We start from the raw sequence: 15019 nt of genomic DNA, 5'->3' as shown, positions 1-15019 counted from the left end.
CCGCCCGTATCAATCGCGTGAAAGCAATTTAGCTTTCTGCAGCAGCTGCTTCAGCAGGGGCTTCTTCTGCGATGGCTTCTTCAGCTGGGGCTTCTTCCAAAGCACCCAGATCAACACCAGCCGCACCCATCTGAGCGGTCATGCCGTCCAGAGCAGCGCGTGATACCAGATCTGTGTACAATGCAATCGCACGTGCCGCATCGTCGTTGCCAGGGATGATGTAATCGATCCCATCAGGCGAGCAGTTGGTGTCGACGATCGCAACAACTGGAATACCCAATTTGTTGGCTTCGGCGATGGCCAGTGCTTCTTTTTTCACGTCGATGACGAACAGCATGTCAGGCACGCCGCCCATTTCGCGGATCCCACCCAGAGACGCTTGCAGCTTCTCTTGGTCGCGCTCGATGCCCAGACGCTCTTTCTTGGTCAGGCCGTCGGCGCCTTCGGTCAGCTGCTCATCGATTTGCTTCAGACGCTGGATCGATTTGGAAACGGTCTGCCAGTTTGTCAGCGTGCCGCCCAACCAACGGTGGTTCATGTAATATTGTGCGCATTTCTCAGCCGCATCCGCAACTGGTGTCGCAGCCTGACGCTTGGTCCCAACGAACAGCAGACGACCGCCTTTAGCAACGGTTTCACGGATAGCATTCAGGGCAACGTCCAGCATTGGGGCTGTCTGTGTCAGGTCCATGATGTGGATGCCATTGCGCGAGCCATAGATGAACTCGCCCATACGGGGATTCCAGCGCTGTGTTTGGTGACCAAAGTGAACGCCCGCTTCAAGCAGCTGACGCATGGTGAACTCAGGAAGAGCCATGTTCTTTATCCTTTCCGGTTTACGCCTCGGCACGGGATGAGAAGCGGATGCTTCAACCGGTGGACATTCAGGGATTTCTCCCCCGACGGCCCGCCCATGCCTGCGAATTAATAGCGCGCGTATAGACGCATGTTTTGTTATGCGCAAGCCCAGATGACATTAGATTATTACAAGAACGAAAATATGGTGAGTGGTGCATCTCTTTCTGAATCGTTGCTCTACGTATCAAAATTCCAAGCCTCTACAAATGAGTTCGTTGATTGCTGAACGTCTCAGCGAGACAATTGACCGAACCAAAGTTTCCTGAAAGTGTCACTTCATATGGGGCTGCATATAGAAGCCCGGACGTATTAGGAGGCCAACGGCATGTATAAACTGTTCTATGCTTTAAAAAGTGCCTCGATGGGAATTCGAGTTCTGCTGGAAGAGATCGGTGAGCCTTACGAGCTAATTCAGACGACAGTGGACATGGCTACGCCACGCCCACCAGAACAGCTGGCAGTCAATCCCAACGGCTGGGTTCCAGTTTTGTCGTGGGATGATGGCGCGATGTATGAATGTGCCGCGATTACGGTGTTTCTGTGCGACAAGCATCCCGAAGCACGGCTAGCACCAGCCGTCGACGATCCGTCGCGCGCGACATTTCTGCAGACGCTGGTCTATTTTTCGAATTCTGTCCAAAACGCTTTTCAACTTACTTATTACCCAGATCGCTTTGTTGACACGTTGACCGACGAACCAAGTGCTCAGCGGCGAGGCAACCGCCGGCTGAGGGAAACTTGGACAGTCATTGATAATCAAATTTCGGATAACGAATGGGTGCTCGGCAGCCAGTTCAGCGCGGCCGATATCTACCTCTTTATGCTGACCACTTGGTTGCGACCGGCTAAGGGGCATCCGGACATCTCTGAGTTTCCCAATGCCAAGCGCATCGCTGATAAAGTTCTGCAGAGAACGAGTGTCCAACAGGTCTATCAGCCATGGATAGAAAACCCAGAGTATTGATTTTCACTAAAACTTGTGACCCACCTAGAGCACCAAAACGATATGTCGAAATAACACAGTTAGTTGTTTGCTTGCATTGATAAGATTTGCCGCGAGCTCTGAGCCATCAGAATCTAGCAGGTTTTGTTTGAACGCTGATATAGATCCAAAATGGATTTCGTGGTCAAAGCTATCATACGTTCAACCGTAAAAAGCGCAGAATGCTTATCCTCTTTCTTTATACCCATTGTCGCAAAGTAACTTTCTGCTTACATAGCAAAAAAGATTAACGCCCGGGGCCCCATGAATACTCCGTTTGACGAAGAACCTCCTAAACCACGCCAACCGGGCCTGTTTGCGCGTCTGCGCTCTAGCTTTTTGACCGGTATCGTCGTTATCGCCCCAGTGGCCCTCACGGTCTGGCTTCTCTGGTCCATCATCGGTTGGTTTGATGGCTTTGTTTTGCCGCTCATTCCCTACAACTTCCGGCTCGAGCAATATATCGGCATTAATCTACGCGGCCTTGGCATTATCATCTTCTTACTGTTCACAATCTTCATTGGATGGATTGCCAAAGGTCTGATTGGCCGATCCCTGATTGCCTATGCTGAATCATTGGTAAGTCGAATGCCCGTGGTCCGGTCAATCTATTCTGGCGTCAAACAGATCGCCGAGACGGTTTTCAATCAAAGCGACCGCAGTTTTGAAAAGGCTTGCCTGATCCAATACCCCCGCAAAGGTATTTGGGCGATCGGCTTTATTTCAACGACAGCCAAGGGTGAGGTTAGTCAACGTGCAGAAATCAGCGGTGAGTTGTTGTCGATCTTTGTGCCAACAACGCCAAACCCAACGTCAGGATTCTTGTTGTTCTTCCCCAAGGAAGACGTGATCGAACTGGACATGAGTGTCGAAGAAGCCGCGAAACTGGTAATCTCGGCCGGGCTGGTCTACCCCGATCAAAACCTGCCCACCCCAGAAGAAGACGATTAAGCAAACATCTCTTCTAAATCAGTGCTGCTTCTTTGGTTCAGGTCATCACTGTGCTGATCCAAAAAAACATCCGCCGCTGCGCGACCGGCTTCTTTCAATTGATGTAACAAATTGGGTGTTGGTAGCAACTTGGTAGCCACTGACAGATTACGCATCAAGTCATCATCTGCGATCATATGCACATTGACCCGTTTCATCGCGCCCTGCTCCATCGCGTCCTGATCCAGCAGTCGTTGCACAAAATCAATCGCGCGCAATTCCCGTAACAGGGATGAATTGAAGCTGATCTCATTGATCCGGTTTTGAATGTCTTGCGGGCTTTTGGGCACCTCAGGGCGTTCTAACGGATTGATGTTGATGATCATGATGTCATCAGGCAGGTCCTTGGCAAAGAGCGGAAACAACGCCGGATTGCCCGCATAACCACCATCCCAATAGTGTTCATCATCAATTTCCACAGCCTGAAACATCGTCGGCAGGCAGGCCGAGGCCAGCAAAGCCTCTGGCGTAATCTCATTGCCTTTAAAAATCCGGATCTTGCCGCTGTGCACATTGGTGGCGCCAACAAACAGCTGCGGACCATCACCGGCGCAAACCTGACCGTATTCAAACTGACGTACAATACGTTCCAACGGGTTTTGATAAAACGGCCCATAGGCATAAGGCGATACGACTTGCCGCATCGCCTCTCCCATCAAATAAGCTGGCGACAGCTCTGCCATCTGGTTTACCATATTTGACCATGGCGTGCCTTGAGCCATCCAATCTGGCAGGCGCAAATCACCTGTTGCCCCCATTTGCTCCCAAAACCAATCGAGACACGCGCGCGCACCACTACGTCCGTCAGTAATCAATCCTGACTTCAACGCCGCGCCATTCATTGCCCCGGCTGAGGTGCCCGAGATTGCAGCAATCTCGATGTCATCTTCTTCAAGAAGCCGGTCTAACACACCCCATGTAAATGCGCCGTGGGCCCCGCCACCCTGCAGGGCAAGATTGATGCGTTTCATCTTTGTCTCCGATGCGCCATTGTCGATATGCAGTTAATCCAAACCCAGTACAAAAGCCAACCAGTCGCCTGACTGACGCAATTAGTGTGACGCGACGATACCGTATCAAGTGTCTTTCTTTCCAACCAAACCGCTGTGATACTTATCAACGACAGGAGGTTCCATGACAGATACTGTACGCCTTGAACGTAACAATCACATCGCCGAAGTCTCATTGAACAGACCAGAAAAACACAATGCCGTTGACCTGTCGGTCTTTGATGGTTTGGCTCGTATCGGCGAAGCGCTGCGCAAAGATCCCAGCGTCCGCGCAATCATCCTAACTGGCGCAGGTGACAACTTCTGCTCAGGCATCGATACATCCCTCTTTGCTGGCGCATTATCCCCAAAAGATATCAACGCACGCATTCTCGATGTTCCTGAGGGCGAGGTCGCAAACGCTTTCCAAAAGCCCGCCTATGTCTGGCAGGAAATCGATGTGCCGGTAATCGCCGCTCTGCGTGGGGCAACTTTCGGCGCCGGGGCGCAGATCGCTTTAGGCGCCGATATTCGTCTTGCAGCCCCTAATACACGGCTTTCTGTAATGGAGATAAAATGGGGTATCATCCCGGATATGAGCATCACCCGCACGCTGCCCCGACTGGTTCGTTCTGACATTGCTAAAGAGTTGATATTCACCGGCCGTATTGTCGAAGCCACCGAAGCCGCTGAAATTGGCCTTGTTACCCGTGTCACGGATGATCCACTGGCCAAGGCCCGCACAATAGCTGAACAGATTTGCAGTAAAAACCCTGATGCCATCCGCCGCGGCAAACGCCTGATGAACGACAGCTGGACCGCCCAAGCCGTAGAAACACTAAGACTTGAGGCAGAATTGCAAACCGAGCTGTTGGGTAGCCCTAATCAGATGGAGGCCATCTTCGCCAATCTCCAAAAACGCGCGCCCAACTTTAAATAGCCCAACAACACGACTTTTGGTGCAGTCATAAACACCAGTAAGGGTGCGGGGGGTGCCCCCCGCTTTGGTTGGTCTGCTCAGTGATCAGAACCTTTTAGAGCGCCGTCCAGCCTCCATCGACGCTAATCGTCGTACCGGTTATTTGTGCCGCCGCATCTGAGCACAAAAACTGCACCGTGCCACCTAACTGCTCCACCGTAGCAAACTCTTTTGAAGGTTGGCGCTGTAACATGACGTTCTTGATCACATCCTCACGGCTCATGTCGTATTCCTTCATCGTGTCAGGGATCTGCGCTTCAACCAATGGTGTTAGCACATAACCTGGACAGATCGCATTGGCAGTGATCGGTTCTTGCGCGGTTTCCAGGGCCGTCACTTTGGTTAGGCCTACAACACCATGCTTAGCTGCCACATAGGCCGACTTATACGGGCTGGCCGTTAATCCATGAGCCGATGCAATGTTCACCACCCTGCCCCAACCGGACGCACGCATCATTGGCAAAACCGCCGCAGTCGTATGAAACGCAGATGACATATTGATCGCAATGATCGCGTCCCACTTGTTAGCTGGGAACTGATCAATCGGGCTGACATGTTGGATGCCTGCATTATTAACCAGAATGTCGCAAGCTCCCGCATTTTCGATCAATGCGCGACATTGATCCCCATCCGACATATCCGCCTGAATATAACGCACTGACGTGCCAAATTCATCGGCAAGCTGCGCTGCCAATGCATGATCTTCTTCTCGGTCAGAAAAAGAGTTTAGAATAACATTTGCACCCGCTCGCGCCAACTCTCGTGCGACACCTAAACCGATTCCTGAATTTGATCCGGTCACAACTGCGGTTTTTCCAGACACTGTCATTAAATTTTCCTCTCTGACTCGTTTGTGCCACTGTGCCATGCTGCACCTGCAAAGAAAATGGTGCCTAGAGATCGCAAATTCCCCGTTTGGTGGCGCAGCAATGAAAGAGTGATTCTCTTCGTCCGTCCAACATCCGGCGCTTACATCCCAATTTAAAGTGTCTCACATGACGTTAAGTCACCATCATGGCTAACCATCCATCCAATCAATAAAAAATCCCCCTGAAAGCCCATGAACCATGGGTCATGGCACATGATTCAGCCGATTTGCATGGGTGACCATACGGAATGTGGAAGACAAAAAAAACGCCAGCGCGAAGCTGGCGTTAAGTTATTGAGGCAGGTTTCATACAGGCAAGAAACCTATCGAGCAGTGATCTCTTTATAAGCAATCTGACGCCACCAGCCAAGCTAAAAGTTTGAAAAGACGTGAATCCCTCTCTACTGTCGGGTTCAAACGAAGCAGTGATTTACAAGAAAGTCGCCCCGATGCGCTCAGATTTTTTCCGCCACACAGGCCGGATTGCAACTACCATTGTACTATTGATGGCCCCACATTTGTCCGCAGCGCAGCCTTCGCATGGCATAGCTATGTATGGCGACCCGGCCCTTCCACCGGATTTTGTGTCTTTGCCCTATGCCAACCCCAACGCGCCCAAAGGCGGCAAAGTGGTTACGGGCAATGTCGGCCGCTACGATTCCCTCAATCCATTTGCGATCAAAGGTCGTGCGCCATGGCAATTACGATTCCTGACACACGAGTCCCTTATGGGTCGATCCTGGGATGAACCATTCTCTTTGTACGGGCTTTTGGCCGAATCGGTTGAGACCGGCCCGAACCGTGAATGGGTCGAATTTACCTTGCGGGCAGAGGCCGCGTTTTCTGATGGTTCACCGGTGACACCAGAAGATGTCATCTGGTCGTTTGAAACACTCGGGACCAAAGGCAGCCTGCGGTATCGCAACTTCTGGGGCAAGGTTGGCGCAATAGAGCAAACTGGTCCTCGCTCCGTGCGCCTGACTTTCAATGTGCAAGACCGGGAACTGGCCCTCATCGCTGGCCTGCGCCCAATTCTGAGCAAGACGCAATGGGACGGCAAAGACTTCGCTGAAGCAGGCCCCGATAATACCCCACTGGGCACCGGCCCTTACACTATTGAAGATTACGAGATGGGCCGTGACCTGACCCTGCGCCGCAATCCAGGTTATTGGGGCAAAGACCTGCCCCTACGCCAAGGCACTGCCAACTTTGATGAAGTCCGGATTGAGTTTTACGGCGACACGGCTGTAATGAAAGAGGCGTTCAAGGCGCAGGCACTGTCCTATGTGCGTGAGTTCAACGCTGAGAAATGGGCCACACAGTATGATTTTCCGGCTGTACAAAACGGCGACATCATCCTGTCGGAAATCCCACACCAAAAACCTTCAGGAATCTCGGGTTTTGTGATGAACACCCGCCGTGCACCCCTGGATGACTGGCGCGTACGCGATGCGCTGATCCATGCGTTTAATTTTGAATACATCAACGACGCCCTCACAGGCGGGCGCCAGCCACGTATTACCTCGTATTTCTCTAATTCTGAACTGGCCATGCAATCCGGCCCGGCTGAGGGCCACGTTCAGGAGCTTTTAAAACCCTTTGCCGATACGCTCTTGCCCGGCACACTCGAAGGCTACGCCCTTCCTCAAGGAGACGGCAGTCGCCGCAACCGCGCCAACCTGCAAGTGGCCATGAAACTGCTTAATGACGCCGGGTGGGAAGTGAAAGATGGCATCCTTCAGGACGCCAACGGCATACCGCTAAAATTGACGGTACTACTGCAACAAGACGGGTTGATCCAGCAGGCGACCGCGATGATGGACATCTATGCCCGCGCGCTTGAACGCCTCGGCATCGCGTTGGACATCCAATCCATCGACCGCGCGCAATATACAGAACGCGAAAGCCAGTTCGACTTTGACCTAACTTTTATGCGCCGTGCCCTCACCCTCAGCCCCGGAAACGAGCAATATTCCTACTGGGGTTCAGATGCCGCTGACACGCCCGGCAGCCGCAACCTGATGGGGGTAAAATCCGTGGCGGCTGAGGCGATGATCGATACCATGCTCAACGCTACCGACCGCGATAACTTCATTGCAGCCACCCGCGCGTTGGACCGTATCCTGACCGCCGGACGGTATGTGATCCCGATCCATCAATACTCGATCGGTCGGATCGCACATCTTAAGGAATTAAAATACCCCAATGAAACCCTCCCAATCTACGGCGATGGCATTGGTTTTCTGCCAGAGGTCTGGTGGTTTGAAGAGGATTAACAGTTACTGTTAAGCCTCGCGAGGTTTCTCCAATAGCTCGACCTCGACAAAAGCACACTCAAAATCGTTGCCATTGATCACATCGTGCTCAACGCCAATCTCGCGAAAGTACGGCACGCCGTTTTGCATCTGAGCGGTGGATGTTTCTCCATTACCCAGATCTATTTCCAACACACCATCGAAAAGCGGCACAACAACATAATCATATTCATGCCGGTGCCAACCGGTGTTGTCGCCGCGGTCCTTAAACCGCCATTCGGTCACCCGAACCCGATCATTATCAATCATGACAGTCGGTAAAGCTGTTCCGTTGCTTGAACACATCATTTATTCCCTTCGGGTTATAGAGAAGCCCGTAAAGCCTAGGCCCGCACCCTACCCCCAGCTATAGCCAGTTGGGATAGCTGCTGAGACCACTTCCAAAGATGGATTCAGGCGCCAAAGGCCGATCGGATTGCGGCCTTCATAGTATTTGCCGCGTCGTGATCTTTGATTTGCCCATGCCCCAAGACCAATTTTGAGGCAGGTGTAGCCCCGCAATTAAGCGACGCACCAACGCGCTTCAAGTTGCCATTGATTGATGACTGACCCAGCAGCCCAATGGCCACTCCGGCCTCAACAGCAGCGATGATGCCCGACACGCTTTGACTGGAATAGACCACGCGATATGGCCTGCCGCTTGCCTGTATCGAGGTCAATGCCGCATCACGCCACCAGCAAGCTTGATCGAACAAGGCAATTGGCACAACTTCCATGGTGGAAAAGTCCCGGTGCTGGGCAGCAAACCAATGTGTTGGATCGCCATACAGAACCTCTTCATGATCCTGCGGTGTTTCCACCTCGTACACGGCCAAATCCAACCGCCCCTTGATCAGAGCATCGGGAAATTCTGCACTTAATGCACAGGTCACCTCCAGTTCAACTTGCGCGTGGGTTTGACCAAATGCCGCGATGATTTGTGCAAGTTTTGCCCGCCCGTGATCATCTGGAATGCCAAGCCGCAACTTCCCGCGCAGAGGATTTTGTGACAGGTCGCGCAGCGCTCCATCCAATCGCGCGGTCACATCGCGCGCAATTGGCAGCAAATATTGCCCGGCTTCTGTTAAAACCACACCCCGACCATGACGTTCAAACAAAGATCTGTTAAGAATATCCTCTAACCGTTTGATTTGTAAGCTAGTTGCTGATTGGGATCGGTAAATTTGCGCTGCCCCATCAGTCACGCTGCCCGCATCAGAAACAGCAATAAAAGTTCGTAATAGGTCGCTGTCCAAGTTTTCCATTTAGAAATCCAATACCTGAGATTTAAACTATTCGTTTTATATATCTCAAGCGTGCCTCTAATTTCAAATGAAACCGGAGGATATAATAATGACTGATCAAACTTGCTCCAAACCACTATCAGGTCAGCGCCAGTGGCGCATCGGGATATTGTTTACCATCTTTGCATTGTGCGTGATGATTTGGCCTGGCCCTATCAAAAATGCCTTAATCTTCTCCCTGTGGGGGCTGATCCAGGTCGCGCCGATGGTCGTCCCTGGGATCATTGTTGCGGCCTGGATCATTGCCAGTGGTGCCGACACACTGGTACGCAAGGCTTTTGAAGGGCGAACACTCGCAACTGTTCTAACGGCCGCAGCCATTGGGGCAATTACACCAGTTTGCGGCGTCACGGTTCTACCGTTGATGGTCGGCTTGTTGGCTGCTGGTGTCCCTTTGGCTCCGATCATGGCCTTTTGGCTGTCATCCCCAGTGACTGACCCCGCTATGTTGGCCACAACCGCCGCGACTCTTGGAATGCCCTTTGCGCTTGGAAAAACAATTGGCGCATTTGGCTTGGGCATATTCGGTGGCACGACCACTGCGCTGTTTTTGAAAAAATCGTGGTATGTAAACGCCTTGAGGAATAACTCTCTATCACGGCAACTCAGTACAAAACGCTGTAGTGCTATTGCATCTTACAACCCACGTATCTGGACAGATCCCGCCCGCCGACAAGCGTTCAAAGGCCAGGCACTGGCAACACTACGCCTGATCCTTATCTGCCTGATCCCGGCTTTTGCCGCCGAATATGCCCTGAATGCTGCCATTACCCCTGGTGCCTTAGCCAATTATGTTGGCAAAGATCAGTGGTGGGCTATTCCGGCAGCGGTCTTCGTCGGTGCGCCTGCTTATATCGATGGTTATGCAGCATTGCCCTTAACCCGTGCACTGATCGACAATGGAATGTCAGCTGGTGCGGCAATGGCCTTTCTGATTTCGGGTGGCGTGGTCAGCATTTGGGGCGCAATGGCGATCGCACCGGTATTGCGCTTGAAACCATTCTTACTGTATCTCGCGTTGGCTGTGACCGGATCCCTCGCAATTGGCTATGTATTTGAATGGACCTTTGGGTAACGCGCCCATTTAGGTAACCACTGGCTTTCACGTCAAGCCAATATGAAACATAAAAGCGACCCTCGAAGGGGTCGTTTTCTTTGTTAAATCCACTCAGGCGACTGAGGTGACCCACAAAAGGGTCGCATCTTCATCGCTAATCGAAATCACATTATGTCCCATCGCAGCATCATAATAGGCACTATCGCCCCGGCGCATTTCAACCGGTTCATAAAACTCTGTGTAGAGCTTCACGATCCCGGTCAAAACATAGAGAAATTCTTCGCCGTCATGACGCACCCAACCGTCAAATTCATCAATAGACCTGGCCCGGATGCTCGCGCGGTAGGGCAACATTTGCTTGTTTGCCATGGTCTCGCTTAGCAATTCATGCTCATAAGTCGCAGTAGCATGCTCAGTCCCGGCACCAGACTTTGTAACGGCCATACGACCATTAATTTGATCTGAACGAGTCGGCGTAAATAGCTGAGGGACAGTGATTTCCAACCCGATCGCAAGCTTTTTCAAAGCCTCATAAGTCGGAGACATCTGGCCATTTTCGATCTTGCTCAGGGTTGAACGCGCCAAACCGGCTTGTTGCGCGGCCTGCTCAAGTGTCCATTTGCGTGCTGTACGCAACTCGCGTACGCGCTCCCCAAGATCGAGAGGCTCGATATCTTGAAACTCGCTATTTTCGCGTGTGACGCGGATCAGGGGACCAGGGTTCAATTGTGACATATTAATTTTATAAGTGTCGTCACCTTTACTTGCAACCATGCCTCTGCACGCATAAGCCATTTCACATGACTTCAGTTCTCGATACCCGCCACCTGCAAAATCCTTGCCCGTCGTCGTTCAATCTGGCGGCACATGTGTTAGGCCGGGCCGAAGACGTGCCTGACAAAGTAGCTTTGACCATCCTAGGCTTGACTGAAACGGAACAGTGGAGCTACGCAAAATTGAAATTAGCGGTTCTTGGAACCGGCACTGGTCTTTTAAATATGGGCTTAAAACCCTACGATAGAGTATTGATAAGGCTTGGAAACACTGTTGATTTTCCAATCTCATACCTCGCGGCTATCGCGGTTGGTTTGATACCTGTGCCGACCTCGAGCCAGTTGAGCGAGGCCGAAGTCGCCAAGATTCTGGCAACCTTGCAGCCGCAGGCGATCTTGCATGCGGATGGTGTTGCGTTACCCTCTACAGACATTCCAGTAATTAACACCGCCCAATTGCAAGCAATGCGCAATCTGCCCGCTGCAGACTGGCAAATGGGTGACCCGAACCGCCCAGCCTATATTATCTATACCTCTGGCACCTCTGGTAAGGCCCGCGCCGTGGTTCATGCGCATCGGGCTATTTGGGCGCGCCAAATGATGTTTGACGGCTGGTATGGTCTAAATACAGACGACCGTTTGTGTCATGCGGGCGCGTTCAATTGGACCTACACGCTTGGCACAGGCCTGATGGATCCCTGGACAAGCGGAGCCACTGCGCTGATCCCCGCAGCGGAAGTACAAGCCGAGGCCTTGCCTCATCTTCTTAAACAGCATAGTGCAACAATTTTTGCTGCTGCACCCGGCGTTTATCGGAAACTTCTAAAGTCGAATGGCCTGCCCAAGTTACCCCATCTTCGCCATGGGCTGTCTGCGGGCGAGAAACTGTCTGATACGCTGCGTGACGCCTGGCAAACAGCCACTGGTACAGAGATTTTTGAGGCCTTTGGCATGTCAGAATGTTCGACATTCATCTCGTCATCACCCAGCCACGCCGCTAAAGTTCATACGCTTGGAAAACCCCAACCCGGTCGTTGTGTTGCGATCATTGGACCAGATGGCCCTGTCGCTCGCAATCAACAAGGTGTCATAGCTGTGCACCGCTCTGACCCCGGTTTGATGCTAGAATATCTGGGCGCTCAGGACGAAACGCAGTCGCGGTTTAAAGATGATTGGTTTTTGACCGGTGATCTTGGGCAAATGGATGACATGGGTCAGATCAGCTATCTGGGCCGTGCCGATGATATGATGAATGCAGGCGGTTTTCGTGTGTCCCCGATTGAGGTGGAAACCGTGCTCAACGCCTATCCCGGTGTGGCGCAAATGGCCGTGACGGATATTGAGGTCAAACAGGATGCGCGCCTGATCATGGCCTTTTATACCGCTCCCGCACCCCTCTCGGAAGATGAACTTAAACAGTATGCCGCGCAAAATCTGGCGGATTACAAACAACCGCGCGGATACTTTCATATTGACGCCCTACCTAGTGGGGCAAATGGCAAAATCCTGCGTCGCGCGTTGCGACCGATCTATGAGGCTCTGAATGGTCAAGCTTGATATCATCTCCGACCCGATCTGCCCTTGGTGCTATATCGGGAAAACCCTGCTGGATAAGGCGTTAATTGAGCGCCCCAATCATCCATTTATGATGCAATGGCATCCATTTCAGCTAAATCCAGATATGCCTGCGGAAGGTATGGACCGCCGCGAATATCTAGAAACCAAATTTGGTGGCAGAGAGGCGGCCATACGCGCCTATGCCCCTGTGCTGGAACGCGCCGAGGACGCTGGCCTTAATATCGATTTTGCGGCCATTAAGCGTACGCCCAACACGTTAAACGCCCACCGCTTGATCCATTGGGCCGGGATCGAAGATCGGCAAATCGCCGTGGTAATGAAATTATTCAAAGTCTATTTTGAACAAGGCGATGACATTGGCGATATCGATGTATTGGCAGACATTTCTGATAGCGTCGGTATGGACGCCTCTGTGACACGTAAACTGTTGTTGTCTGATGCCGATACCGACGACATTCGCGCCCGCGACGCACAGTTCCGCGAGATGGGCATCACTGGTGTTCCCGCCTTTATCGTTGCGGGCCAACATGCCGTACCGGGATGCCAACCCACCGAGCTGTGGCTAAAAGTGATTGACGAGATCACCGAACAGTTAAATTCGGTGTCTTCCGAGGCGAAAGCTTAAAGAGATTACAAATCATGAAAGCCACATCCCCTTTTGTCATTCTCATCTCTTCGTTGGTTATCATCGTGTCAAGTGCGACGGTGTTTTTTCACTATCTCGAAGGCTGGAGCTGGATTGATTCCTACTTCTTCACGGTCGTGACCTTGTCGACCGTGGGTTACGGAAATCTTGTACCAGAAACTGAAGTTGGAAAAATCGCAGCCTCAATTCTGATTTTTACAGGTATTGGGATTTTCGCGCTTACAATTCAAAGCTTCGCCAGCTTGACAGTAAAACGTCGTTTGCGAAAATCACGAGACCACAGACGTAAGCTTGCGCAGAACAAACAGAATAAAGAAGGCAAGGATTCTGAATCTTCATAAGATTCAATAATATTTCTGTATACAATCGCATACTGTCTTTCTTGTATCGCAATACTACGCTATGACGCAGCCAGAAAACGATTCACGCTCGCCTTGAAAGGACATGCGCCATGACAAAGATTAAGGTCGAAAATCCGGTCGTCGAACTGGACGGCGATGAAATGACCCGGATCATCTGGGACTTCATCAAGAAAAAACTGATCCTGCCCTATCTCGACATTGATTTGAAGTATTACGACTTGGGCATTGAAGCCCGTGACGAAACCAACGACCAGATCACCATCGACGCGGCTGAGGCAATCAAATATCACGGCGTTGGTGTAAAATGTGCGACCATCACCCCAGATGAAGCGCGCGTTGAAGAGTTTGGTCTGAAACAGATGTGGCGCTCGCCCAATGGCACCATCCGTAACATTCTGGGCGGCGTTGTCTTCCGCCAACCGATCATCTGTTCGAACGTTCCACGTCTTGTCCCCGGCTGGACCAAGCCGATTGTTATTGGCCGTCACGCTTACGGTGACCAGTACCGTGCCACCGATATGAAGTTTTCGGGCCCAGGTAAACTAACGATGAAATTCGTTGGCGAAGACGGCACTGTGGATGAACGTGAAGTGTTTGATGCGCCCGCTTCTGGCATCTTCATGGGCATGTATAACCTTGATCAATCTATCATCGATTTTGCACGCGCCTCAATGAACTATGGCCTCAATCTCGGCTGGCCTGTGTATCTGTCGACTAAGAACACCATCTTAAAGCAATATGATGGCCGTTTTCTGGAGCTTTTCCAACAGGTGTTTGAGGAAGAATTTGAAGATAAATTCAAAGCTGCCGGCATCACCTATGAGCACCGCCTGATCGACGATATGGTCGCCTGTGCTATGAAATGGAACGGTGGCTTTGTCTGGGCTTGCAAGAACTACGATGGCGACGTGCAATCCGATACCGTGGCGCAGGGCTTTGGCTCACTTGGTTTGATGACTTCGCAGTTAATGACGCCTGATGGAAAAATTGTCGAGGCCGAAGCCGCCCACGGCACCGTGACCCGTCACTATCGCCAGCACCAAAAGGGTGAAGAAACCTCGACTAACTCGATCGCGTCGATCTTTGCCTGGACTGGTGGTCTGAAGCACCGCGCCAAACTGGACGGAAACACGGCACTGATGAACTTTTCTGAAACCTTGGAGAAAGTCATCGTTGATACCGTTGAAAGTGGCCACATGACCAAAGATTTGGCGCTTTTGGTTGGCCCTGATCAGGGTTGGTTGACCACGATGGGTTTCCTCGAAAAGATCGACGAAAACCTGAACAAAGCGCTGGCTGGGTAAGCTACGGCTGAGATTTTCTTAAAGCCGCCTTCGGG

General features: G+C 51.7%; 15 protein-coding genes. 9 read left to right on the top strand and 6 right to left on the bottom strand.

Features of this window, described 5'->3' with window-relative positions; all coding sequences use genetic code 11:
• Nucleotides 1-28 precede the first annotated feature (28 nt).
• The gene (gene rpsB / locus D9A02_RS12025; protein ID WP_120501191.1) at nucleotides 29-817 is read right to left on the bottom strand and encodes a 30S ribosomal protein S2; all 789 of its coding nucleotides are present in this window, start codon (nucleotides 815-817) and stop codon (nucleotides 29-31) included.
• Between the two features lie 366 nt (nucleotides 818-1183).
• On the opposite strand from rpsB, the gene D9A02_RS12020 reads away from it, so the two are divergent.
• Nucleotides 1184-1822, top strand: coding sequence for a glutathione S-transferase family protein (locus D9A02_RS12020; RefSeq protein WP_120501190.1), 639 nt, complete (start codon nucleotides 1184-1186; stop codon nucleotides 1820-1822).
• Between the two features lie 282 nt (nucleotides 1823-2104).
• On the top strand, nucleotides 2105-2791 hold the full coding sequence (locus D9A02_RS12015) for a DUF502 domain-containing protein (protein WP_120501189.1): 687 nt from the start codon (nucleotides 2105-2107) through the stop codon (nucleotides 2789-2791).
• Here D9A02_RS12015 and D9A02_RS12010 read toward each other — a convergent pair.
• Entirely contained in the window at nucleotides 2788-3801 is a 1014-nt protein-coding gene (locus tag D9A02_RS12010; protein ID WP_120501188.1) for a patatin-like phospholipase family protein, read from the bottom strand. The two genes, D9A02_RS12015 and D9A02_RS12010, sit on opposite strands and share 4 nt — an antisense overlap.
• 163 nt (nucleotides 3802-3964) lie before the next feature.
• On the opposite strand from D9A02_RS12010, the gene D9A02_RS12005 reads away from it, so the two are divergent.
• Complete coding sequence (locus D9A02_RS12005) at nucleotides 3965-4759, top strand: crotonase/enoyl-CoA hydratase family protein (RefSeq protein WP_120501187.1); 795 nt, start codon at nucleotides 3965-3967, stop codon at nucleotides 4757-4759.
• Nucleotides 4760-4853: 94 nt separating this feature from the next.
• Here the strand turns inward: D9A02_RS12005 and D9A02_RS12000 are convergent, their stop codons facing one another.
• Entirely contained in the window at nucleotides 4854-5627 is a 774-nt protein-coding gene (locus tag D9A02_RS12000; RefSeq protein WP_120501186.1) for a 3-hydroxybutyrate dehydrogenase, read from the bottom strand.
• A 545-nt stretch (nucleotides 5628-6172) separates the two neighbouring features.
• Here D9A02_RS12000 and D9A02_RS11995 point away from each other — a divergent pair.
• Nucleotides 6173-7942, top strand: coding sequence for an extracellular solute-binding protein (locus D9A02_RS11995; RefSeq protein WP_254054688.1), 1770 nt, complete (start codon nucleotides 6173-6175; stop codon nucleotides 7940-7942).
• A gap of 9 nt (nucleotides 7943-7951) precedes the next feature.
• On the opposite strand, the gene D9A02_RS11990 is transcribed toward D9A02_RS11995, so the two are convergent.
• Nucleotides 7952-8269, bottom strand: a complete 318-nt coding sequence (locus D9A02_RS11990) for a cupin domain-containing protein (protein WP_254054617.1) — start codon at nucleotides 8267-8269, stop codon at nucleotides 7952-7954.
• A gap of 104 nt (nucleotides 8270-8373) precedes the next feature.
• Nucleotides 8374-9225 (bottom strand): LysR substrate-binding domain-containing protein, encoded by an 852-nt coding sequence (locus D9A02_RS11985; protein WP_120501184.1) that lies wholly within the window; start codon nucleotides 9223-9225, stop codon nucleotides 8374-8376.
• Nucleotides 9226-9313: 88 nt separating this feature from the next.
• Here D9A02_RS11985 and D9A02_RS11980 point away from each other — a divergent pair, with 88 nt between their 5' ends.
• Nucleotides 9314-10339, top strand: a complete 1026-nt coding sequence (locus tag D9A02_RS11980; protein WP_120501183.1) for a permease — start codon at nucleotides 9314-9316, stop codon at nucleotides 10337-10339.
• Nucleotides 10340-10432: 93 nt separating this feature from the next.
• Here D9A02_RS11980 and D9A02_RS11975 read toward each other — a convergent pair whose 3' ends face one another.
• Nucleotides 10433-11056 carry a helix-turn-helix domain-containing protein gene (locus D9A02_RS11975; protein ID WP_120502513.1) on the bottom strand — a complete coding sequence of 208 codons (624 nt, stop codon included), beginning with the start codon at nucleotides 11054-11056 and terminating at the stop codon, nucleotides 10433-10435.
• A gap of 65 nt (nucleotides 11057-11121) precedes the next feature.
• Between D9A02_RS11975 and D9A02_RS11970 the strand changes: the two genes are divergently transcribed.
• The 4 genes from D9A02_RS11970 to D9A02_RS11955 all read left to right on the top strand — a co-directional run bounded on the left by D9A02_RS11970 (nucleotide 11122) and on the right by D9A02_RS11955 (nucleotide 14984).
• Entirely contained in the window at nucleotides 11122-12651 is a 1530-nt protein-coding gene (locus D9A02_RS11970) for a class I adenylate-forming enzyme family protein (RefSeq protein ID WP_120501182.1), read from the top strand.
• Nucleotides 12638-13297 carry a DsbA family protein gene (locus tag D9A02_RS11965; protein ID WP_120501181.1) on the top strand — a complete coding sequence of 220 codons (660 nt, stop codon included), beginning with the start codon at nucleotides 12638-12640 and terminating at the stop codon, nucleotides 13295-13297. The genes D9A02_RS11970 and D9A02_RS11965 overlap by 14 nt, the downstream gene beginning before the upstream one ends.
• Nucleotides 13298-13311: 14 nt before the next feature.
• A complete protein-coding gene (locus tag D9A02_RS11960) occupies nucleotides 13312-13659 on the top strand; it encodes a potassium channel family protein (RefSeq protein WP_120501180.1) in 348 nt (115 codons plus the stop codon).
• 110 nt (nucleotides 13660-13769) lie between these two features.
• Entirely contained in the window at nucleotides 13770-14984 is a 1215-nt protein-coding gene (locus tag D9A02_RS11955; protein WP_120501179.1) for an NADP-dependent isocitrate dehydrogenase, read from the top strand.
• Nucleotides 14985-15019: the final 35 nt, after the last annotated feature.

The sequence above is a fragment of the Roseovarius sp. EL26 genome (assembly GCF_900327775.1).
GTDB lineage: Bacteria > Pseudomonadota > Alphaproteobacteria > Rhodobacterales > Rhodobacteraceae > Roseovarius.
This window is presented reverse-complemented; position numbering and strand designations above follow the sequence as displayed.